This is a genomic window from Streptomyces albiflavescens, assembly GCF_014645835.1.
In the GTDB taxonomy this organism is placed as follows: Bacteria; Actinomycetota; Actinomycetes; order Streptomycetales; family Streptomycetaceae; genus Streptomyces; species Streptomyces albiflavescens.
Window position 1 is genome coordinate 1118713 of sequence record NZ_BMMM01000001.1, and the last position, 22859, is coordinate 1141571.

A 22859-nucleotide genomic window follows, 5' to 3' on the forward strand; every position below is an offset into this window, starting at 1 on the left:
CTACCAGAACGGTGCGGTCAGACCGCGCCGGTGCTCGTCGTGGAGCTTCTTCGCCCAGGCCGGTGGTCGCACGCGAAGTTCGTGCGCGGTGCGGCAGAATCGCGGGCTGTGAAGATCACCGTGCACGAACTCAACCGGGCCACCCTCAGCCGCCAACTGCTTCTGGCGCGGGAGCCGTTGACCGTCCTGGACGGAGTGCGGCGCGTGGTCGCGCTCCAGGCGCAGCACCCGGCCTCACCGTATCTCGCGCTCTGGAACCGGCTCAGCGGGTTCGCCGCGGCCGAGCTGGACGCCGCGTTCACCCGGCGCTCCGTGGTCAAGGCGTCCCTGATGCGGATCACCCTGCACGCCGTGCACACCGATGACTACCAGGTCTTCCGCGCGGCGATGCAGCCGACGCTGTACGGCTCCCGGCTGGGTCATCGCTTCGCCGACGTAGGGCTGACGCCTGCGGACGCGGAGGAGCTGGTGCCGGAGCTGTTGGCCTTCGCGAACCGGCCGCGGAGCGAGGCCGAGATGCAGGCATGGGTCGAGGAGCGGCTCGGCACCCCGCGGAAGGACGGGGCGTGGTGGGGCCTGAAGGCGTACGCGCCGCTGCACCATGCCCCCACGGACGCACCATGGTCGTTCGGCGTCCGGCCGTTCTTCGTCGCGGCCGGAACAGGGCCCCTGGCCACGGGCCGGGCGGTGGATCCGGAGGCCCTGCGGACCCTGATCCTGCGCTATCTGGCAGGGTTCGGGCCCGCGTCGGTGGCGGACGTCGCGCAGTTCGCCATGGTGCAGCGGGCGCCCGTTCGCGAGGCCCTCCGTGCTCTGGACGGCGCCGTCGAGCAGCTCCAGGGACCGGACGGCGTCACGCTGTTCGACCTCCCGGGCGCCTCCCGGCCGCCCGGGGACACCCCTGCTCCGCCCCGGCTCATGGCGATGTGGGACAGCATTCTGCTGGCCTACGCCGACCGCAGCCGGGTCATACCCCCGGCCTATCGCCCTTCGGTGATCCGGAACAACGGCGACGTGCTGCCCACCTTGCTGGTGGACGGATATGTCGCCGGTGTGTGGCGGCCGGTGGACGGCGGCATCGAGGCCATGGCCTTCCGCCCCCTTTCGCCCGCCGCCTGGGACGGACTCGCCGCGGAGGCCCAGTCCCTGACGGCGCTCCTCGCCGGCCGCGAGGTGGCGGTCTACAGCCGCTACCACCATTGGTGGGCCAAGCTCCCCAAGGCCGACGTACGGCTACTGCCGCAGTCGCTGTGACCATCGGTCCTGTCGCTCGAACCTCGATGGCACACACTCCAGGTGCGCCGGCACGGGACAACGGCGGCCGCGCGACGGCGCCTGGTGATCGCGACAGCGCCTGGTGATACTGCGCGACGCCGGGGAGGGGAATCCCGCCTTCGCACCAGGCGGCTGGTTCGCCCTCGGACGAGGGATCGGCATGACCCGGAGCCGAGCCGGCAACGAGATCAACATGACGGGGAGCCCGAGTCGGCAAGAGCTCCAGCTCCCCGCGATTGGCCTTGTTCCGCGACCGCGGCGGGCGGTTAGCGTCGCGCCATGCGGATTCGAATCGTCGACGCCTTCACCGACCGCCCCTTCACCGGCAACCCTGCCGGTGTCCTCCTCCTCGACACGTTCCCGGACGACGCCTGGCTCCAAGGCGTGGCCCTTGAGGTCAACCACGCCGAAACGGCGTTCGCCCGCCGCCTTCCCGAGGGCGGCGATGCCGACTGGGCGCTGCGCTGGTTCACGCCCGCCACCGAGGTCGCGATGTGCGGGCACGCGACGCTGGCCACCGCGCACGTGCTGTACACCACGGGCGTCCACGAGGGGCCCGTACGGTTCGCCACGCTGAGCGGCGTCCTCATCGCCACGCCCCACGAGGACGGTTCCGTCACGCTGGACTTCCCGACCGCGCCGCTCACCCCGGTCGAGGTCCCGGACGGCGTCGCCGAGGCGCTGGGCGCCGAGCCACTGACCGCCTTCGACACCGGCCCGAACATCGGCGACCTGGTGATCGAAGTCGCCGACGAGAGGGTGGTCCTGGGCCTCGCGCCGGACCACAAGGCGCTCACGCGGTACTCCGAGCGCGGCATCATCGCGACCGCTCGCGCCGAAGATCCTTCCCGGGGCTACGACTTCGTCTCCCGCTGCTTCTTCCCGAATGTCGGCATCGACGAGGACCCGGTCACCGGCAGCGCCCACACTGCCCTCGCCCCCTACTGGTCGGAGCGCCTCGGCCGCACCGACCTCACGGGCTTGCAGGCGTCCCCGCGCTCCGGCCTCGTCCGCACGCAACTGCGCGGCGACCGCACCCTGCTCACGGGCCGCGCGATCACGGTCATCGAGGGCGACCTGCTCGCCTAGGGGGCTTCTGATGGATCTCCGCGGCGTCGCGACGCCCGGCACGCCGAGAGCACGCACCGAACGCCGCTCCTTCTTCCACGGAGATCCATCAGAAACCCCCTAGTCCCCGCCGCGCCGCCGAGCGTCCGCCGCGCCGCCGGGGACGCGCCACGCGGAATACAAGAGGGGGCGTACGAGAGTGTCGTACGCCCCCTGAGACCGGCTCACCCGGCTCACACCGCTCACGCCGTCGGCAGCCACCCCACCTTGCCCGCCAGCAGCGCGTAGCCCACGAACGCCCCGATGTCGAGCAGCGAGTGCGCGACCACGAGCGGGCCCACCCGCCCCCATCGCCGGTACAGGAAGACGAAGACCACACCCATCGCCATGTTGCCGACGAAACCGCCGATGCCCTGGTAGAGGTGGTACGAGCCGCGCAGCACCGAGCTCGCCACCAGGGCGGTGCCCGGCGTCCAGCCCAACTGGCCGAGCCGGCGCAGCAGATACCCGACGACGATGACCTCCTCCAGCACGGCGTTCTGCACGGCCGACAGGATCAGCACCGGGTACTTCCACCACACGTCGGGCAGCGCCTCGGGCACCACGGTGAGGTTGAAGCCGAGCCCCCGGGCGGCCAGATAGAAGGCGATGCCCGTGCTGCCGATCACCGCCGCGATCACGGCCCCGCGCCCGAGGTCCGGCCACGGCCGCGTGCGGTCGAAGCCGATCACGCGCAGCCCCTGGCCCTCGCGCAGCAGGAAGTGCGCGACCAGCGCGACCGGCACCAGAGCCGACGCGATTCCGAACAGCTGCCATGCCAGATCAAGCCAGGGCCGCCCCGGCGCGGCCGAGGCGTTCAGGGTGGCCGCCTGGTCCTTGAGACCCCCCGGTTTGGTGACCGATCCGACAAAGCTGATCAGCGCGGACACCCCGCTCGCACCGAGCGAGAGCCCCAGGACGAGCAGCGTCTCGTCCCGGAAGATCCGTCGTGTCAGCCGCTCCTTCGGAAAAGAATCGGCCACCGAACCCGCCTCCACCTGCACTCCCGCCTCCAGTTGAGTAATCCCGCCTCATCCCCATCTTCGCCCCGCTAGGGTCTCGAAAGAAGTTACGAAGATCGTGCGCGACAGGCCGTTGGGGGGACGGGCGCCGTACGGGGCGTACCTCCCCTATGTCTGCCTTACGGCTGTCTCACGGCTCAAGGCTCAACAGGGAGGGGCACTAACGTCATGGGACGTCACAGCTTGCCCGACGAGTACCGGGCGGGCGTCGCCGACCCCCGACCCCGCACGCGCCGCCGCAACGTGGCCATCGCGACGGTGCTCGTACTCACGGTCGCGGCGGGCACGGCGGTCGCCGTCCGCGGTGGCCTGCTCTCCTTCGGCGGCTCCTGCCAGGACAACGCCGTCCACCTCGAGGTCGCCGCGTCCCCGGACATGGCGCCCGCCCTCAGAGCCACCGCCGATCATGCCCGCAAGAACAACATCACCTCCGACGGCCGTTGCCTCGACGTCACCGTGACCGCGCGCGAGTCGTACAAGTTCACCGACGCGCTCCGGTCGGGCAAGACGTCCGACGTTCAGGTGTGGGTGCCGGACTCCGACGTGTGGGTGCAGCGCGTCAGCGCGGACAGCGCGGCGACCGGAGTGACCAACGCGGGCAACGTCGCGTACTCCCCGGTCGGCGTCGCCGTGGTCCCGTCGGCCGCGAAGACCCTTGGCTGGCCCGAGAAGACATACACCTGGACCGAGTTGGCCGGCGCGACGATGACGAGCGATCGGTTGAAACTCGGCGCGGCCGACCCGACCCGCAGTGCGTCCGGACTGCTCGCGCTGACGCAGCTCAGCACCGCCGCGGCGCGGACCAAGGGCGGGGACACCCAGGCGGCCGCCATGGCGAAGGCCCTCTCCCAGCGCACCTCCGACAGCGACAGCCAGGTCCTGGACACGCTGCCGCGCGACTCCTCCGGCACCGAGCAGGGCAATCCGAAGCGCAACCAGGCGCTGATCCTCTCCGAGCAGGCGGCGTTCGCGCACAACGCCTCGGCCGACAGCGGCGACGGGCTCGACCTCTTCTACCCCAAGGACGGATCGCCCCAGCTCGACTACCCGTTCACGCTGGTCGACGAGCCACGGCTGAGCACGGACCAGAGTCGCGCCGCCCTGCGCTTCATGACGCTGCTGGGCGAGTCGGAGCCGCAGAAGATCCTGCAGAAGCACGGTTTCCGCACGGATGCCGCGACCGCCTCGGACGCGCTGGTCACCAAGGCCGGCGGTCGCTCCCCGCAACCGTACGTCCAGGCCTCGGCCGAACCCGCGTCGGCGAAGGCCCTCCAGGAGACCCTCGGCATGTGGACGATCACGGTGCAGAGCGCCCGGATCACCACGGTCGTCGACGCCTCCGCGTCCATGACCGAACCGGTGCCGGGCACCGACCAGTCCCGTATGGACGTCACCAAGGCATCCCTGCTCCAGGCCCTGGCCACCTTCACGCCCGAGGACGAGATCGGGCTGTGGAAGTTCTCCACGAAGCTCGACGGCGACAAGGACTACCGCGTGCTCGTCCCGACGGAACGCCTAGGCGACCGCAAGGGCACCGGCACCCAGCGGGACAGACTGTCGGCGGCCTTCAGCGCCCTGGAGCCCGTCCCGGCCGGGGCAACGGGCCTGTACGACACCACACTGGCCGCGTACCGCGCGGCCATCTCCTCCTATGTGAAGGGGAAGTTCAACGCGCTGGTCGTCCTCACCGACGGTGTCAACCAGGACCCGGGCAGCATCTCGCGCTCCAGCCTCGTCGCCCAGTTGCAGAAGCTGACCGACCCGGAGCGCCCGGTACCGCTGATCGCGATCGCGGTGGGCCCGGACGCCGACAAGGAGGAGGTCGACCAGATCGCCAAGGCGACCGGCGGCTCGGGTCACCAGGTCAACGACCCGTCCCAGATCCACTCGGTCATCCTCAAGGCGATCGTGGAGGCGGGCAGTCAGAGCTGACGCCGCGGGGAGGCGGGCAACTGGGGCCGACGCCTGTACGAACGCCTCTCACCCGAGCGGAACCGGCTCCGGCAGCCCCACCGGCCAGGTGTGCACGGGCTCCCCGAGGTGCATCAGCTCGCCGTACCGCCGGGTCGTCGCGGCCAGCGCGGTATCCCGGGCATGCCCCTTCTCCAGGGCCCGGTGGAAGGTGGCCGCCTGCCAGCTCGCGCCATTCACGCGCAATCGGCACCGGTCCTCGATCACGCCGAGGTAGAGGTCCCGGTCCGCGGGCTCGACACCCCACGCGTCCAGTCCGGCGGCGGCGAGCGGCAACAACTCGTCGCGGACCAGGTTCACGGCGTCCACCCGCGCGGTCCCGCCGTACCGGCCGCGCCGCGGCCACTCCAGACGCGCCTCGATGCCATGTCGGCAGGCGGCGTCGAAGTTGGCGGCGGCGGACTCGAACGACAACCGCGTCCAGACGGGCCGCGCCTCCTCGGCCAGCGCGCGGACGAGCCCGTAGTAGAAGGCCGCGTTGGCGATGACGTCGGTGACGGTGGGGCCGGCCGGCAGCACCCTGTTCTCGACGCGCAGATGAGGGACGCCGTCGGCGATGCCGTACACCGGCCGGTTCCACCGGTACACCGTGCCGTTGTGCAGCACGAGTTCGGCGAGCTTGGGGATGCCTCCGTCGTCGAGGACGGCGAGCGGGTCCTCGTCGTCGCAGATGGGCAACAAGGGCGGGAAGAAACGCAGGTTCTCCTCGAAGAGGTCGTACGCCGAGGAGATCCACCGCTCGCCGAACCAGGTGCGCGGCCTGACTCCTTGCGCCTGCAGCTCGGGCGGCCGGGTGTCGGTGGACTGCTGGAACAGCGGGGGTCGCGACTCGCGCCACAGCTCACGACCGAACAGGAACGGCGAGTTGGCGCCCACCGCGATCTGTGCGGCGGCCACCGCCTGCGCCGCGTTCCACACGTCCGCGAAGCGGCCCGGGGTGACCTGGAGGTGCAACTGCACGGAGGTGCAGGCGGCTTCGGGCGCGATGGACCCCGATGTACAGACGAGGCGCTCCACACCGTCGATGTCCAGGGCGAAATCCTCGCCGCGGGCGGCCACGATCTGGTCGTTGAGCAGGGTGTACCGGTCGACGTCCGACAGGTTCGAGGAGACCAGATCGTTCTGGCCGAGGGTCGGCAGAATACCGATCATCACGATTCCGGCGTCGACTTCGCTCGCTTTCCGGTGGGCGTACCCGAGCGAGGTGCGCAGCTCCTCGGCGAGCCGGTCGAATACCCGGCCGCCCAATCGATGGGGGGCTATGTTGACTTCCAGGTTGAACATGGCGAGTTCTGTTTGGAAATCGCGGCTCGCAATCCTTTCGAGCACTTGGGCATTCATCATTCTGGGCATGCCGTCAGGTCCTGCGAGATTCAGCTCGATCTCCAGTCCCATGAGATTCTGCGGACGATCGAACCGCTTCTCCTCCAGCAGCCGCTCCAGCCCCGTCAGACACTTCCGGAGCTTGCCGCGGTAGCGCTGCCGATCGGACAGGTCGAACGGCCCTGCCACGACCTTCTCCCCCATCGAAGTGTCCCTCCTCGGATGGGCAGGCCGATGCTCCGGCCTCTGGCGTCCCGGGTCACGGGGGATGATGCCCAGACAAGGCGATCGATAACGCCCTGGGCACACCCTCTGCCCGCTACTCTGTACCCAGGTACCCGCGGCACATTCACCGGGCATGATGCATGGTGCAAGTTTCAGCCCGACATGATCTCGTGAAAAACGCCGACGAGAATCGGCCGACCGCTCCGGCGAAGCATTCCGAGGTCATCGTGGTACGCGGCCACAGAAGCGGGATGAACATCGCGTTTCGCCGACCGAATAGTGCCTTGCTCTTCATATTCGGGACGGCTAGACGAAACATCGTCTGAACACGTGTCGTATAAACTCCGCAAACGAGGCAGAGAGTTGGCGCTCGCGGTCCTAGGTCCTGTCGTCAAGGTGACGTACGGCAGGCCACACCCTGTTGGCAGATCCAGACCCCCTCGCCCTTCTGACCCCGAGAGCTGACAGCGCCGTCCGCCCCGGCCCTCGCGCCACTGTGCCTGTCGAATGAGAGGCGACCCACCATGCCGCTGCACGTACCCCCGGCTCCCGCGCCGGCCCTGCGCACCGTCCTCACGGCACTCGGTTCCCCCACCGCTGTCCGCGAGGCGCGCACTCCGTCCCTGCGTCTGGCCCAGGGACCCGTCACGCCCGAACTCCCGCTGCCCGTGCACGTCCTGGACCGGATCACTCCCGCGGGCGCCTCCGCCACCCGGCTCGCCGGCTGGCGTTTTCTGATCCGCTGCGGGGACCGCTCGGTGGCTGCCGCCGACACCATGCTGACCCCTGACGGCTGGGCCTTCTCGCGCTTCTTCGAGGGCCCGTACATCACCGCCACCGAACGCGCCCTGCGACAGGCCGAGACCATGCAGCAGCCCTACCAGGCACGCCTGTTGTCCGTGCCCGAGCTCTACATGCTCACGCTCTGGCTGCACGGCGACTGCGCCGCGGACGGCGCCTCCGGCCACCCGGCCGCCACCGACCTCCTGGTGCCGCTGGCGCCCGCCCCGCCCGGCATCGCCGCGCACCGCCCGCACCGCGTCGCCGAACTGCTGCCGGTCCTGACCCTCCGGGTCACGCGCGCCCCACTACTGAGCTCCCCCGCGGAGGTCCCCGCATAGGCCCTGGCGCAAGTGAGACAACCGTGCCCCGCCGCCGTTCGTCCGGCCGCGGGGCACGTTGCTCGTTAGGGCCGCACCCCGCTCGTACGAGGGGAAACGTGCGGCTCGCCCCGACCGGACTAGCCCCATTCGGCCACCCCGAACCACCCGAAGGGACAGTGCAGTTGGAATGAACCGACCGCACGGGTGATGCGTCATCAACCTGTAAGAAGCGGTGCAGCTAAATCCCTGCGGATTGACGCTCGTAGGGCAACACTGGGTTCCAGACCACACACCAACGGGGGGCGGCCATGAACACATCGAGCCGCGGGACAGACACCACAGCCATCACTCACATCTCGACCCAGCGAAAGATCCCATCCATGTGCCAGCACCAGCCACCGTGTCCGTCAGCCGAATCCGCCGACCGGGAGTCCGCCCGTCTCGTGGCGCACCACCCGGAGCAGGGATGGAGCCTGCTGTGCAACGGCGTTCTGCTCTTCGAGGACACCGGTGAGCTCCTGCCGGACGGCCAGATCATCGCCCCGCATCGCCCCATGGGCAGCGAACACGTGATGACGGCCGCCTGAGCCTCACCACCGGGTGGCCTCGCCAGCGGAGCCACCCAGACATAAGAGGGGCCGGCCCGGAGACGTACTCTCCGAACCGGCCCCGACGCATGTCCGGGGGCGATCACTCCCCGTAGCCGTCCAGGTCCCGAGCGCTGATCAGTCCTCGTAGGCGTCCAGCGGCGGGCAGGAGCAGACCAGGTTCCGGTCGCCGTATGCCTGGTCGATGCGGCGCACCGGCGGCCAGTACTTGTCCGCCGTCGAGACACCGGCCGGGAAGACGGCCTCCTCACGCGTGTAGGCGTGCTTCCAGTCCCCGCCGAGCGCGGCGGCCGTGTGCGGCGCGCCCCGCAGCGGGTTGTCCTCCGCCGACCACTCGCCCGAACCTACCTTCTCGATCTCCGCGCGGATCGCGATCATCGCGTCGCAGAACCGGTCGAGCTCGCCCAAGTCCTCGGACTCGGTCGGTTCGATCATCAGCGTGCCGGCCACCGGGAACGACATCGTCGGCGCGTGGAAGCCGTAGTCGATCAGACGCTTGGCGATGTCGTCGACGGTGACGCCGGTCGCCTTGGTCAGCGGACGCACGTCGATGATGCACTCGTGCGCGACGAGTCCGCCCGGACCGGTGTAGAGCACCGGGAAGTGCGGCTCCAGGCGCTTGGCGATGTAGTTCGCGGACAGGACGGCCACCTGCGTGGCCCGCTTGAGGCCCTCACCACCCATGAGCCGGACGTACGCCCACGAGATCGGCAGGATGCCCGCGGAGCCCCAGGGAGCGGCCGAGATCGGGCCGACACCGGTCTCGGGACCGGCCGCGGGCTGCAGGGGGTGGTTCGGCAGATACGGCGCCAGGTGCGAGCGCACACCGACCGGGCCGACGCCCGGACCGCCGCCGCCGTGCGGGATGCAGAACGTCTTGTGCAGGTTGAGGTGCGAGACGTCACCGCCGAAGTGGCCCGGCTTGGCCAGGCCCACCAGTGCGTTGAGGTTGGCGCCGTCGACGTAGACCTGACCGCCCGCCTCGTGCACCTGCGCGCAGATGTCGGCGACATGCTCCTCGAACACACCGTGCGTCGAGGGGTACGTGATCATCAGCACGGACAGCTCGTCGCGGTACTGCTCGATCTTGGCGCGCAGGTCCTCCACGTCGATCTCGCCGTCGTCCGAGGTCTTCACGACCACGACCTTCATGCCGGCCATCACGGCGCTCGCGGCGTTCGTGCCGTGCGCGGAGGACGGGATGAGGCAGACGGTGCGCTGCTCGTCGCCGTTGGCGCGGTGGTAGCCACGCACAGCCAGCAGACCGGCCAGCTCGCCCTGCGAACCGGCGTTCGGCTGGAGCGAGACCTTGTCGTAGCCGGTGACCTCGGCGAGACGTTCCTCCAGCTCACGGATGAGCGTGAGGTAGCCCTGCGCCTGCTCGGCGGGCACGAAGGGGTGCAGCTGGCCGAACTCCGGCCAGGTGACCGGCTCCATCTCCGTGGTCGCGTTGAGCTTCATCGTGCAGGAGCCCAGCGGGATCATGCCGCGGTCGAGCGCGTAGTCGCGGTCGGAGAGCTTGCGCAGGTAGCGCAGCATCGCGGTCTCGGAGCGGTGCTGGTGGAAGACCGGGTGCGTGAGATAGCCGTCGGTGCGCAGCAGCGCGGCCGGCAGCGTGTCCTGCGCCGTCGCGTCCAGCGCCTCGACGTCGCCCTCGACGCCGAACGCGGCCCATACGGCGGCCAGTTGCTTGCGCGTGGTGGTCTCGTCGCAGGCGATCGACACGTGGTCGGCGTCCATGAGGTGGAGGTTGACACCGCCCTCGCGCGCGGCGGCGACGGCCTCGGCGGCCTTGCCCGGCACCCGCACGGTCAGCGTGTCGAAGTACGCGCCGTGCACGACCTCGACCCCGCCCGCCGTCAGACCCGCGGCGAGGATCGTGGCGTACTGGTGCGTACGCCGCGCGATGGTCCGCAGGCCCTCGGGGCCGTGGTAGACGGCGTACATGCCGGCCATCACGGCGAGCAGCACCTGAGCCGTACAGATGTTGCTGGTCGCCTTCTCACGGCGGATGTGCTGCTCACGCGTCTGCAGGGCGAGGCGGTACGCCTTGTTCCCGTCCGCGTCGACGGACACGCCGACGAGTCGACCCGGCAGGCTGCGCGCGAAGGTCTCGCGCACCGCCATGTATCCGGCGTGCGGCCCGCCGAAGCCCATCGGCACACCGAAGCGCTGCGTCGTACCGACCGCGATGTCGGCGCCGAGCTCGCCGGGCGAGGTGAGGAGGGTCAGGGCGAGCAGGTCCGCGGCGACAGTGACGACCGCGCCCAGCTCGTGCGCCTGCTCGATGATCGGCTTGAGGTCGCGCACGGCACCGGAAGCGCCCGGGTACTGGATCAGTACGCCGTTGATCTCGCGCCCGGCGAGCTCGCCGGGGATGCCCTCGCCGAGGTCCGCGACGACGACCTCGACGCCGGTCGGCTCGGCGCGGGTCTCGATGACGGCGATGGTCTGCGGCAGCGCGTCCGCATCGACCAGGAACAGACCCTTCTTGTTCTTGCCCATGCGGCGGGACAGCGCCATCGCCTCGGCCGCGGCGGTGCCCTCGTCGAGCAGCGAGGCGCCGGAGGTCGGCAGCCCGGTCAGCTCGGCGACCGCGGTCTGGAAGTTCAGCAGCGCCTCGAGACGGCCCTGTGAGATCTCCGGCTGGTACGGCGTGTACGCGGTGTACCAGGCCGGGTTCTCCATGACATTGCGCAGGATCACCGGCGGCGTGAACGTGCCGTAGTAACCGAGGCCGACCATCGAGTCGAGCACCTGGTTGCGGTCCGCGAGGGAGCGCAGCTCGGCCAGCACCTCGGCCTCGGTGCGCGCGCCCGGCAGGTCCAGGGCGTCGGCGTTCTTGATGACGTCCGGGACCGCGGCGGCCGTCAGCTCGTCGAGCGAGCCGTACCCGACCTGCGCGAGCATCTTGGCCCGTGCCTCGGAGTCGGGCCCGATGTGGCGCTGCTCGAAGGGGATTCCCTGTTCGAGCTCGGAGAGCGGAATGCGATGGGCGGTCATTGCGGAGGCCTCCTGGTCTGACGCGACCTTCGAGGGGCACCCCGGCACGGGTGCCCCGACGGCCTCCCCCTCTGTCATCTCAACCTGAGAGTTTCACCGGCCCGTTCGCTGACGACCCGGTTTTCACCGTCGGTGAGAGCGGAGGCCATCGACGCCCGCCCTGCTTTCCAGAGTGACCTCGTCCGTGCGGTACGTGAGCCTGAGAGATTCCGGGGAGGATTTGCTCCTTCGGCGCCTCCGATGAAGTCTGGAGGACTCTCCCGCACGGGGTCAGCAGCCGCCTGCCAGCCTACCAGCGAGGACAAGACCTGAGTCTTCGAGTGGCCGCCTTCCTGAATGTGCTCTTTTGTAGTGCTTACGAATGAGTTGCGACCAAGAGGAGGGCCCGTGCAGACCGACATCGATCCGCGCAACCTGATCGGCCGCAAGGCGTTCGACCGCAATGGCACCAAGATCGGCACGATCGACGAGGTCTACCTCGACGACGCGACCGGGATCCCGGAGTGGGCGGCCATACGCACGGGCCTGTTCAGCAGGGACGCTTTCGTGCCCCTGGAGCCCAGTGAACTCGTCGAGGGCGCCCTTCGCATCCCCTTCGACCGAGCCCTGATCAAGGACGCCCCCGACTTCGGCGTCGGACGCCACCTCTCCCCCGAGCAGGAACTCCAGCTCTACCACCACTACGGTCTCGACGTGGCGCCCCCTCCGCCCCCGCCGGACCGCGACTTCGGGCGACTCGCCGGCACGGAGGACGCCTGAGGTCCGGGGTCCGCAACCCGGGGCCCCGGATCCCCCGGTCTTCGCTCCACCAGAGGCAGCGGGTCCGCCGCCTCCAGTTCCGGATCGTCGGTCCGGAACGTCCGCACGCGCCCCGGCTCGGAGTACGGCGTCTCGAACCGCACGGTGACCCTCCCGAGGCCACTGCCCTGTACCCACCCGTGCCCGTACTCGGCATGCCGCACGTCGTGCCCCGCGGGCCACCGCCGCTCGGCGGGCGGCACATGCTCCTCGGCGGACTCCTCCGGCGCCTCCTGAGCGGAGTGCTCTGGGACCGCAGGCTCCCCTGCGGCGGCCTGCGCCTGTGCCTGCGCGAACAAGTCCTCCTGGGTGTAGTCGGCGAGCCCGGTCACGCCCACACCCAGCAGTCGGACGCCACCGGTCGTGTCCACCGCCTCCAGAAGCCGCGCGGCGGCCTCCCGCACGACCGTGGGGTCGTCCGTGGGCCCCCGCAGGGTCTCGGACCGGGTAAGCGTCGAGAAGTCGTACCTACGCACCTTCAGGACGATGGTCCGCCCGGACAGACCGGCTCCGCGCAGCCGCCGTACACACCGGTCGGCGAGCCGCTGCACCTCCAGACCGACCCGCACACGGTCATGGATGTCCACGTCGTACGTGTCCTCGACCGACACCGACTTGGCCTCCCGCTCGGCCACCACGGGCCGCTCGTCGTGGGCCAGCGCCATCGCGTACAGCGCGTGCCCATGGGCCTTCCCCAGCAGTCGTACGAGCTCGTCCTCGCCCGCCTCGGCGATCTCGTCGACCGTGGTGATCCCGGCACGCCGCAGATGGTCCCCGGTGGCGGGCCCCACGCCCGGCAGCGTCCGCACCGACATCGGCCCCAGCAGCGCGCGCTCGGTCCCCGGCTCTATCAGGACGAGGCCGTCCGGCTTGGCCTGCTCCGAGGCGATCTTCGCCAGCATCTTGGAAGCGGCGAGTCCCACCGATCCCGTGAGCCCCGTGACGGCCCGGATGTCCGCGCGCAGCTTCGCCCCTGCCAGCCGCGCCGAGCCCTCGTCCCAGGCCGTTCCCCCCGCCTCCAGGTCCACGAAGGCCTCGTCCAGGCTCAGCGGCTCCACCAGGGGCGACAGAGCCCGCAGCAGCGCCATGACCTGCTCGCTGACCTCCCGGTAGAGCCCGAAGCGCGGCACGAGATACGCGGCGTTCGGCGCGAGCCGGCGCGCCTGAGCCATGGGCATCGCGGAGTTCACTCCGAAGACGCGGGCCTCGTACGAGGCGGTGGCGACGACTCCGCGCGGCCCGAGCCCGCCGACGACGACCGCCTTCCCGCGCAGGCTCGGCTTGGACGCCTGCTCCGCCGAGGCGAAGAAGGCATCCATGTCGAGATGCAGGATCGTGGGCGCGGTTCTCACATCTCCGATGCTGCCCTACGCCACTGACAATGCCCCGGTACGGCCGGCGCCCTGTGGACCTCGCCCGCCGGGGCCGGCTCCCCTACTGCCTCGCCCGGGCCTCAGACGGCCCGGTTGCGCCGTCGCGCCAGCTCGTCCGTCGGGTTGTGGCCGACGAGTGTCTCGCCCGTGTCCACGCGCTCCCCGTGCAGCTGCGAGAGTGCGCTCTCGACGTCCCGCCACACCACGCCCACAGCGATGCCGAAGACACCCTGGCCGCCCTGGAGCAGCGCGTGAACGTCATCGGGGGACGTGCACTCGTAGACCGTCGCGCCGTCGCTCATCAGCGTCATCCGCTCCAGGTCCCGGAATCCGCGCTCCCTGAGGTGCTGGACGGTGGTGCGAATGTTCTGCAGCGACACCCCGGTGTCGAGGAACCGTTTGACGATCTTCAGGACGACCACGTCCCTGAAGCTGTAGAGGCGCTGCGTACCCGATCCGTAGGCGGGCCGCACACTCGGCTCGACCAGACCGGTCCGCGCCCAGTAGTCGAGCTGCCGATAGGTGATGCCCGCGGCGGCACACGCCGTGGGACCGCGGTAGCCGATCTCCTCGGAAACCGCCCCTCCCTCTCCGGGCACTGCCGTCGGCCGCTGCGGAACGTGATCGGCCGCGCTGCCGTGATGGGGGTACCCCCTGCTCGAGCGAAGTCGAGAGCTTGGGGGAGGGTACGGGCTGCTCTCCCCCAGACCGCGTCCGGGGGCACCCCCAGCCGTACCGTCGCCGCTGCTTCTCACGCCGACCTCCGTCCTTGACCTGCCTTCTCGACGGTAGGCAGTCACCAGGGGTGCGTCAACGATCGCCACACTCGGCACGCCGAGTGATAATCACCCTAAGAGTGGTTTCCCGTGCCCCACCGCGGGGAAAGGCTAGCCGAATGCACTCGGAGCGGACCGCGGCACACCACACTGGCCGCGGGCAATTGCCGCCCCGAGCGGCCTGACGCATCGGGTCGTCACTGGCTGTTGGTGCCGAAGTCCTCGGGCGAAATCTGGTCGAGGAACTCGCGGAACTTCTCCACCTCGTCCTCCTGCTCGTCCGGGATCGCGATGCCGGCGTCGTCGAGCACCCCGTCGCTGCCGTAGATCGGCGTCCCGGTGCGCAGAGCCAGCGCTATGGCATCGGACGGCCGCGCACTCACCTCGACGCCGCTGGCGAACACCAATTCCGCGTAGAAGACGCCCTCACGCAGGTCCGTGATGCGCACTTCGGTGAGCTCCTGGCCGACGGCCTCCAGCACGTCCTTGAACAGATCGTGGGTCAGCGGTCGCGCCGGGGCCATGCCCTGCTGCGCGAAGGCGATCGCCGTCGCCTCCCCTGGTCCGATCCAGATGGGGAGGTACCGGTCGCCTCCCACTTCACGCAGAAGCACGATCGGTTGGTTGGAGGGCATTTCGACCCGGACACCTACGACATCGAGCTCGTTCACACAGTAACCCTAGGCCGTGCCCGGGACGTTTGGGTAGTCGGGCACAGAACGGGTGGACGATCCACGGCTTGGGCGGGCGCCCCGGATCAGGGCAGTCGCACGCCGAGCGCGGTCTGCACCAGCGCCGCGTGCAGTTTCACCGTGAGCCCCGCCAGCTCCTTCGTACGGGCCTCCGCGTGCGCCCTGGTCTGCGGATTGCGGTGGCGGCGCAGCGGAGCCACCACCTGATCCACAAGGCCCGCGTCACGGTCGGCCGCGGCCTTCATCGCACGCAGATGGCGCGGCTCGATCCCGAACCGCCCCAGCTCGACGACGAGCGCGGCGACGGTCACCGCCTCGGCGTCGTACGCACCGTCCGGCAGCGGCGCGATCAGCCCGTACGACTCCCACTCCTCGAGCTCCTGCTCACCGATCTCCGCCGCGGCCAGCAGCTCGGCACGGCCCACCCGTGCCGCTGCCGGCGCCTCGGGCTCTCCGAAGAGGTCACCGAGCGACTCACCGTCGCCGGAGTCGCGCTGACGCCCCGGGGACGGCGGCCGCACCGGCTCACCACGCTCCAGGGCGTCCAGATGCTCGCGGATCACCTTCAGCGGCAGGTAGTGGTCCCGCTGCATCCTCAGGACGTGACCGAGGCGCTCGACGTCGTTCGCGCTGAACTTGCGATACCCCGAGGGGGTTCGCTGCGGCTCGATGAGGCCCTCCGACTCCAGGAACCTGATCTTGGAGATGGTGACTTCGGGAAACTCGTCGCGCAGCACGTTCAGCACCGCGCCGATGCTCATCAGCCCACTGTCCGTGGCGGCGGTACCGCTTCCGGCACCGCCGCTCGGTCTTTGAAGCATGGACCTTCCTGGGGGTCCCCCCGGACGGAGCCCGGGGGAGGGTCAGATACCCCGCTGGCTCGCGTAGAAGACCAGCCGGTACTTGCCGATCTGCACCTCGTCACCGTTCGACAGAGCGACCTGGTCGATCCGCTCGCGGTTGACGTACGTGCCGTTCAGGCTGCCGACGTCGGCCACCGTGAACGATCCGTCCGCCGCGCGGCGGAACTCCACATGGCGGCGCGACACCGTCACGTCGTCCAGGAAGATGTCGCTCTGCGGATGACGCCCGGCCGTGGTCAGCTCGCCGTCCAGCAGGAAGCGGCTGCCCGAGTTCGGGCCACGGCGTACCACCAGGAGCGCCGAGCCGAGCGGCAGGGCGTCGACAGCCGCCTGCGCCTCCGGGGAGAGCATCGGCGAGGGCGTCTGGCCCGTCACCTCGGCGTCGTAGGCCTCAAGGCCCGAAATGGAGATCGTGGACGTCGTCTCGGACGGACGCTCCGCGCCGCCCCGCAGCGGCGCACCACAATTGGAGCAGAAGCGGCTGTTCTCCGCGTTGCGGTTACCGCACCTCGTACACACCAGGGCCGACATGGACGGATCCTCCTGCCGCGGCTGCCCACCAGGGGCATGGGACGCGTACGGGTCGGAGGTAAACCCTCCACCCGTACTTGAGGTCGACGGATCCCCGAAACCTATGCGGCCGGACTGGGCAGGGTCAACAGACGGCGCGCCCTGACCACCGGAAAGGTCACCGACCTGGTCCCGGAACAGCGGGCGGTCGCCGCCCTGGCCTTCCATGTCTCCATGGCGCGGTGCGCGGTGGCGAGCAGTCGCATTGTCACCGCTGCCCTCTCGCGCGCTCTTGCCGAACAACTTCGCAAACAACTTCACGGGCGATTCCCCTTGACCGAAACAGACCCGCCCGTGGGGCAGGACGAACCCTGATTGAACACACCGGTCGACCCGGACATCCTCACAACGTCCGTAACCACCAGACAGTTTCCACCACGCACCACCCATTCGGTGCGCCGACCCCCCGCAACCTCATGCCCTCGCGGGGCGCCCCCCATGCGGCCCGGGCTCATTGGGAGGACGACCGAGCGTAGTCAGGCCGCTTCGCCGGTCGCAAGGCGTCTACAACGATCTTCGTCGAGCGGTCCACCGTGACGGTGGCCTGCTCCTTCTCCATTGTCTGCACCACGCCTCCGGGGATGTTGAGTGCCGGTTCCAAGTCCTGCGGCTTGCCGATGACCTTGAAACGGTAGGGCTGGGTGATCTTGTTCCCGTCGACCTTCACTCCGCTTCCGGAGTCCGTCAGATAGGTGCCGGCGACGACACGTACGCCGTTCACCTGGATCGCCTCCGCGCCGGCCGCGCGCAGCTCCTGGATCGCGTCGAGCAGCATGTCCGCCTTGACCGTCCCCTTCGTGTCCTCGATCGTCAGGGTGATGCCAGGTCCCTGCGCAGCCACGGTGCCCGCCAGAATGCCGAGTTGCTTCTCCTTCTCGACCGTCTGCTTGCGCGCCTCCTCAGCCTGGTCCGAGCTGTTCTCCAGTTCGGTGCGCTGATCTTCGAGACCTTGCTTCTCGTCCTCAAGACGCTGAGTTCGGTTGTCGAGTTCATCGAGGATGCGTACGAGATCTTCTTGGCGTGCACCGCGCAGTGCGCTGCCGCTGTCGCTGTTGGACGCGACCTGGACGGCCAGGCCGAATCCGAGGCCGAACAGCAGCACGGCGACGATGAGTTGCGCGCGCGTCACCCGCGGCGGCCACAAGCCCTTGCCCAGTCGCTGCCGGCCGGTCAGCGAGGGTTCGGCGTCCCCCTGGTGGCCGCCTTGCTGGGAATTGTCGGGAGCGGCCGCGGGCACCTCGTCGGGAAGTTCCTTGCGCAGCCGGTTCTCCGGCGTCTCGGACGGCCGGGGGGTCCCCGAGGGCTGGGGGGTCCCCGAGGGCTGGGGGGTCCCCGAGGGCTGGGAGGTCTCTTCCTCTTTGCTCATCGGCCTCACGCCCGGAAGACGTGCCGGCGGATCGCCGCGGCGTTGGAGAAGATTCGGATACCGAGGACGACCACGACCCCCGTGGAGAGCTGGGCGCCCACGCCCAACTTGTCGCCCAGGAAGACGATCAGCGCGGCCACGACCACGTTCGACAGGAACGACACCACGAAGACCTTGTCGTCGAAGATGCCGTCGAGCATCGCGCGCAGGCCTCCGAACACGGCATCCAGCGCCGCCACCACGGCGATCGGAAGGTAAGGCTCGACCACCGCCGGAACCTCGGGCCGGACCAACAATCCAGCCACGACTCCCACGACGAGGCCCAGTACGGCGATCACGATGTGCCCTTCTCTGTGCTCGGCTGTGCTGTACGTACGATCACACTTGGTGCGGCGGACAACCGGATGTCGTTCTCGACGGAGATGCTGGTCCGGATGCCGAAGTTCTCTTGCAGGGCATTCAGATACAGCCCGTCGGCACTGTTCTGGAACCTGGTGCTGAGCCGCTTGTCGTCCCCCACCGCGAGCACCGTGTACGGCGGCACCAGCGGCTTGTTGTCGACCAGTATCGCGTCACCCGCGGCCCTGATCGCCGACAGGGCCGTCAGCCGCTGTCCGTTGATCGCGATGGCCTCGGCGCCCGACTCCCAGAGCCCGTTGACCACGCGCTGCATGTCACGGTCGCGCACGCGTCCGGTGTCGGAGAACCCCGAGGTCTCACGCGGATTGCTGCCGTCACCGCCCGTGCTGGCTTCCTTGGCGTCGTTCACGACGAGCTTCACGCCGGGGCCGTGCACATCGGTGGCGCCCGACAGGATGCTCACCAGGTCGGCCTGCTCGCCGCCGCTCTTCTTGAGCGCCTCGCGCTGCCGCGCGCTCACATCGGCACGCAGGGTGTCGACATTGCTCTCGAGCTTGTCGGCGGCCGCCGTCTCACGCTCGATGCGGTCGATGAGCTCCTGGCGTTCCTTGGCGACGACCGGGGCCGCAATCCTCGCGTTCGCCGCCCCCACGGTCACCACCAGGGCCGCGAGCACCAGACCGGCGGCGAGGCCGAGCTTCGCCCGCACCGTCTTCGGCATGCCACCGCCGCCCTCGGCCTTCTTACGGGCGGCCGCCTCGGCGTATCCGTCGTCGAGGCTGTGGTCCATGACGTTGGTGAGCAGCGACATGGAGGCGTCCGGGCGCGAGGGGCGCGGAGCGCTGCTCCGAACGGGGGGCTGCTGCGGCATGCCGCACATCGTCGCACGTCGCGGGCGATACCTCCGAATGGCCCCACCGGCGTGCCGGACAGGCCCCCTTGGGGGCACTTGTCCGGCACGCGCGCGTGCTGGTTGTTTCAGCGACCGGCGCTGTCCACGACGGCCGCCCACTCGTCGAGCAGGGCTTCCGCGGACTCGTCGTCGGGCCCTTCGGCCCACAGATGCGTGACGGCCTCGGCGGGGTCCGGGAGCACCATCACCCAGCGCCCGTCCGTCTCCACGACCCGCACACCGTCGGTCGTGTCCACGAACCGATCTCCGGCCTCTTCCACGACCCGGCGCATCACAAGTCCCTTGACGGCCCAGGGGGTCGCGAGATCGCGCTTGAGGACGTGCGCCCGTGGAATCCGCGCGTCGATCTGGCTGAGCGTGAGCTGCGTCCGCGCCACCAGCCCGATGAGTCGTACGAAGGCGGCCGCGCCGTCGAACACGCCGCTGAACTCGGGAATGATGAAGCCACCGCGCCCGTCGCCGCCGAAGATCGTCGACTCTTCGCGCCCGACCCTCGTCAGATCGTCGGGGGACGTGGTCGTCCACTCCACCTGTGTGCCGTGGTACGCCGCCACCTGCTCGGCGATCCGCGTAGTGGTCACCGGCAGCGCCACCCGCCCACTGCGTCGCTCCGCGGCCACGAGGTCGAGCATGACAAGCAGGGCCCGGTCGTCCTCGACGATCCGCCCCTTCTCGTCGACGAGCGAGAGCCTCTCACCCACCGGGTCGAAGCGCACCCCGAACGCCGCCCGCGCGGACGCAGCGATCTCACCGAGCCGCACCAGACCAGCCCGCCGGGTGTCCGCCGTCTCTGTGGGCCTCGACTCGTCGAGACCCGGGTTGATGGTCAGCGAGTCGACTCCGAGCTTGCCCAACAGGCTGGGCAGAACGAGCCCGGCGCTGCCGTTCGAGGCGTCCACGACCACCTTGAGTCCGGACTCCGCGATACCGCTGGTGTCGACATTCCTCAGCAGCGACCCTGTGTACGAGTCGAAGACGCTGGACGGGAAGTGCAGGTCCCCGATCTCACCGGGGAACGCACGCCGGTACTCCTGCCGCGCGAAGACACGGTCCAGCTTCCGCTGCCCGGCCTGCGACAGATCTGCGCCCGCTCCGTCGAAGAACATGATGTCGACGGAGTCCGGCACACCGGGCGTCGTCCGGATCATGATCCCGCCGGCACTGCCCCTGGCAGTCTGCTGCCGGGCCACTGGCAGCGGCACGTTCTCCAGGTCGCGTACGTCGATGGCGCTGGCCTGCAGCGCCGAGATGACCGCCCGCTTCAGCGCGCGAGCGCCCCGGGAGTGGTCGCGGGCCGTCGTGACGGTGGAGCCCTTCTTGAGGGTCGTGGCATACGCCCCCGCGAGGCGCACGGCCAGCTCCGGGGTGATCTCCACGTTCAGGATGCCGGACACGCCACGGGCGCCGAAGAGATGCGCCTGGCCTCGCGACTCCCAGATCACCGAGGTGTTGACGAAGGCGCCGGCCTCGATGGTCTTGAACGGGTAGACGCGTACATTGCCCTGGATGATCGATTCTTCACCGACGAGACATTCGTCGCCGATGACGGCACCGTCCTCGATCCGCGCGGCCCGCATGATGTCGGTGTTCTTTCCGATGACGCAGCCGCGCAGATTGCTGTGCTGACCGATGTACACGTTGTCGTGCACAACGGCCCTGTGCAGGAAGGCGCCGCTCTTGACGACGACATTCGAGCCGACGACGGTGTGCTCGCGGATTTCGGCGCTTGCCTCGACCTTGGCGTAGTCCCCGATATAGAGCGGTCCGCGCAGTACCGCGTCGGGGTGTACTTCGGCGCCCTCGGCGACCCATACCCCCGGGGAGATCTCGAATCCGTCGATCTCGACGTCGACCTTGCCCTCCAGGACATCGGCCTGCGCCTTCACATAGCTCTCGTGCGTACCGACGTCCTCCCAGTAGCCCTCGGCGATATAGCCGTAGATCGGCTTGCCTTCCTTCATCAGCTGAGGGAAGACATCGCCGGACCAGTCGACGGAGACATCGGCCTCGACATAGTCGAAGACCTCGGGCTCCATGACGTAGATACCGGTGTTCACGGTGTCCGAGAAGACCTGACCCCAGGTCGGCTTCTCCAGGAAGCGCTCGACCTTGCCTTCTTCGTCCACGATGGTGATGCCGAATTCAAGGGGGTTCGGTACGCGCGTCAGACAGACGGTGACGAGCGCGCCTTTTTCCTTGTGGAAATTGATGAGGTCGGTGAGATCGAAGTCGGTCAGAGCATCGCCGGAGATGACGAGGAAAGTGTCGTCCTTCAGCGCCTCCTCGGCGTTCTTGACACTCCCGGCGGTACCGAGTGGCTTCTCCTCATTGGCATAGGTGAGCTCCATGCCGAGCTCTTCGCCATCACCGAAGTAGTTCTTGACCAGTGACGCCAAGAACTGGACAGTAACGACGGTCTCGTTGAGCCCATGCCTTTTGAGCAGCCTGAGCACGTGCTCCATGATCGGGCGGTTGACCACGGGCAGGAGCGGCTTGGGCATGCTTGAGGTCATGGGACGAAGACGTGTGCCTTCGCCTCCGGCCATCACGACGGCCTTCATGTCGGAAGCGTCCTCCTTGAAGAGACGACGGTCTAGCCGACTTCACCCGTCCAGATTGTCCCGCACTTTTCGTTCGCGGGCCAACGAGCCACTACAGCCCGCTATCGGCGAGCTCAATCGGCGATGGTGTCCGCCCTGACAAGACGGCGGACCTGAACCACGTAGAGGATCCCTGCCCACCAGTACAGCGTTGTACCCCATCCGGCGAACGCCCATCCGAAAATAGCAGCGAGTGACGCGATCCATCCACTTCCGTCACTGAGCAGTAGCAACGGGAAGGCATACATCAGGTTGAACGTGGCAGCCTTGCCAAGGAAGTTGACCTGAGGCGGCGGATAGCCGTGGCGCCTGAGGATGCCCACCATCACCAGCAGAACCAGCTCGCGCGCCAAAAGTACAGCGGTCAACCAGAGCGGAAGAATCTCGCGCCAGGTCAGCCCGACGAGAGTCGACAGAATGTAGAGCCGGTCGGCCGCGGGGTCGAGCAGCCGGCCAAGGCTGCTGATCTGGTTCCATCGACGGGCGAGCTTCCCGTCCAGATAGTCGCTGATCCCGCTCAGCATGAGCACGAGCAGCGCCCAACCGTCGCTCTTGGGACCGCCGAACTCCGGCCTGAGGATCAGCCACAGGAAGATGGGTACGCCGACAAGGCGCGCCATGCTGAGGATGTTCGGGATGGTGAGGACCCGGTCCGTCTGGACACGGGTCTCCTGGACCTCCACCCGGGGGCCTCCTGTGGGAAAGAGCCAACGATGCCCCCTGACCTTACCTGCAGCTCACACGCGGCGATGCGGAGGGGTGGAGACGCCATCGGGAAACTCCTCGGGAAAACAAAAAAGCTCCGGCTCTTGGGCGATATGCCCAAGAGCCGGAGCTCTAAAAGAAGTTCGGCGGCGTCCTACTCTCCCACAGGGTCCCCCCTGCAGTACCATCGGCGCTGTAAGGCTTAG

General features: G+C 69.0%; 19 protein-coding genes, 1 rRNA gene and 1 riboswitch. Of the genes, 6 read left to right on the plus strand and 14 right to left on the minus strand.

Annotation, left to right across the window (positions count from 1 at the left end):
• Positions 1-108: 108 nt before the first annotated feature.
• Positions 109-1254, plus strand: coding sequence for a winged helix DNA-binding domain-containing protein (locus tag IEY95_RS04920; protein ID WP_189184551.1), 1146 nt, complete (start codon positions 109-111; stop codon positions 1252-1254).
• Positions 1255-1554: 300 nt separating this feature from the next.
• The gene (locus IEY95_RS04925; RefSeq protein ID WP_189184552.1) at positions 1555-2364 is read left to right on the plus strand and encodes a PhzF family phenazine biosynthesis protein; all 810 of its coding nucleotides are present in this window, start codon (positions 1555-1557) and stop codon (positions 2362-2364) included.
• 221 nt (positions 2365-2585) lie between these two features.
• On the opposite strand, the gene IEY95_RS04930 is transcribed toward IEY95_RS04925, so the two are convergent.
• Positions 2586-3386, minus strand: coding sequence for a CPBP family intramembrane glutamic endopeptidase (locus IEY95_RS04930; RefSeq protein WP_189184553.1), 801 nt, complete (start codon positions 3384-3386; stop codon positions 2586-2588).
• Positions 3387-3572: 186 nt separating this feature from the next.
• Here IEY95_RS04930 and IEY95_RS04935 point away from each other — a divergent pair, with 186 nt between their 5' ends.
• A complete protein-coding gene (locus tag IEY95_RS04935) occupies positions 3573-5336 on the plus strand; it encodes a substrate-binding and VWA domain-containing protein (RefSeq protein ID WP_189184554.1) in 1764 nt (587 codons plus the stop codon).
• Between the two features lie 48 nt (positions 5337-5384).
• Here the strand turns inward: IEY95_RS04935 and IEY95_RS04940 are convergent, their stop codons facing one another.
• Positions 5385-6902 (minus strand): glutamate-cysteine ligase family protein, encoded by a 1518-nt coding sequence (locus tag IEY95_RS04940; protein ID WP_189184555.1) that lies wholly within the window; start codon positions 6900-6902, stop codon positions 5385-5387.
• A gap of 545 nt (positions 6903-7447) precedes the next feature.
• On the opposite strand from IEY95_RS04940, the gene IEY95_RS04945 reads away from it, so the two are divergent.
• Together IEY95_RS04945 and IEY95_RS04950 are read left to right on the plus strand one after the other, a co-directional pair.
• On the plus strand, positions 7448-8044 hold the full coding sequence (locus tag IEY95_RS04945) for a hypothetical protein (protein WP_189184556.1): 597 nt from the start codon (positions 7448-7450) through the stop codon (positions 8042-8044).
• Between the two features lie 362 nt (positions 8045-8406).
• Positions 8407-8613, plus strand: a complete 207-nt coding sequence (locus IEY95_RS04950) for a DUF5999 family protein (protein ID WP_189184557.1) — start codon at positions 8407-8409, stop codon at positions 8611-8613.
• Between the two features lie 138 nt (positions 8614-8751).
• Here IEY95_RS04950 and gcvP read toward each other — a convergent pair whose 3' ends face one another.
• Positions 8752-11637, minus strand: a complete 2886-nt coding sequence (gene gcvP / locus IEY95_RS04955; RefSeq protein ID WP_189184558.1) for an aminomethyl-transferring glycine dehydrogenase — start codon at positions 11635-11637, stop codon at positions 8752-8754.
• Positions 11638-11814: 177 nt separating this feature from the next.
• Positions 11815-11910, minus strand: a riboswitch (glycine riboswitch).
• 114 nt (positions 11911-12024) lie between these two features.
• Between gcvP and IEY95_RS04960 the strand changes: the two genes are divergently transcribed.
• Positions 12025-12396 carry a PRC-barrel domain-containing protein gene (locus IEY95_RS04960; RefSeq protein WP_189184559.1) on the plus strand — a complete coding sequence of 124 codons (372 nt, stop codon included), beginning with the start codon at positions 12025-12027 and terminating at the stop codon, positions 12394-12396.
• Here the strand turns inward: IEY95_RS04960 and IEY95_RS04965 are convergent.
• The 11 genes from IEY95_RS04965 to rrf form a co-directional block, all read right to left on the minus strand.
• Positions 12318-13787, minus strand: coding sequence for a DNA polymerase IV (locus IEY95_RS04965; RefSeq protein ID WP_189184560.1), 1470 nt, complete (start codon positions 13785-13787; stop codon positions 12318-12320). The genes IEY95_RS04960 and IEY95_RS04965 overlap by 79 nt on opposite strands.
• Positions 13788-13888: 101 nt before the next feature.
• The gene (locus IEY95_RS04970; protein ID WP_229702559.1) at positions 13889-14563 is read right to left on the minus strand and encodes a MerR family transcriptional regulator; all 675 of its coding nucleotides are present in this window, start codon (positions 14561-14563) and stop codon (positions 13889-13891) included.
• Between the two features lie 218 nt (positions 14564-14781).
• Positions 14782-15255: a bifunctional nuclease family protein gene (locus IEY95_RS04975; protein ID WP_006123076.1), complete on the minus strand. Its 474-nt coding sequence runs from the start codon at positions 15253-15255 to the stop codon at positions 14782-14784.
• An 86-nt stretch (positions 15256-15341) separates the two neighbouring features.
• Complete coding sequence (ftsR, locus tag IEY95_RS04980) at positions 15342-16097, minus strand: transcriptional regulator FtsR (protein ID WP_189184561.1); 756 nt, start codon at positions 16095-16097, stop codon at positions 15342-15344.
• Between the two features lie 42 nt (positions 16098-16139).
• Positions 16140-17099, minus strand: a complete 960-nt coding sequence (locus IEY95_RS04985) for a zinc-ribbon and FHA domain-containing protein (protein WP_189184562.1) — start codon at positions 17097-17099, stop codon at positions 16140-16142.
• A 61-nt stretch (positions 17100-17160) separates the two neighbouring features.
• Positions 17161-18075: a DUF881 domain-containing protein gene (locus IEY95_RS04990; RefSeq protein ID WP_189184563.1), complete on the minus strand. Its 915-nt coding sequence runs from the start codon at positions 18073-18075 to the stop codon at positions 17161-17163.
• A gap of 5 nt (positions 18076-18080) precedes the next feature.
• Positions 18081-18413 (minus strand): small basic family protein, encoded by a 333-nt coding sequence (locus IEY95_RS04995; protein WP_003988855.1) that lies wholly within the window; start codon positions 18411-18413, stop codon positions 18081-18083.
• The gene (locus tag IEY95_RS05000) at positions 18410-19315 is read right to left on the minus strand and encodes a DUF881 domain-containing protein (RefSeq protein WP_189184564.1); all 906 of its coding nucleotides are present in this window, start codon (positions 19313-19315) and stop codon (positions 18410-18412) included. Before IEY95_RS05000 ends, IEY95_RS04995 begins: the two co-directional genes overlap by 4 nt.
• A gap of 98 nt (positions 19316-19413) precedes the next feature.
• On the minus strand, positions 19414-21909 hold the full coding sequence (locus IEY95_RS05005; protein WP_189184565.1) for a mannose-1-phosphate guanyltransferase: 2496 nt from the start codon (positions 21907-21909) through the stop codon (positions 19414-19416).
• Positions 21910-22022: 113 nt separating this feature from the next.
• Positions 22023-22631, minus strand: coding sequence for a cardiolipin synthase ClsA (gene clsA / locus IEY95_RS05010; protein WP_189184566.1), 609 nt, complete (start codon positions 22629-22631; stop codon positions 22023-22025).
• Between the two features lie 163 nt (positions 22632-22794).
• A 5S ribosomal RNA gene (rrf, locus tag IEY95_RS51020) occupies positions 22795-22859 on the minus strand; the annotation flags it as partial.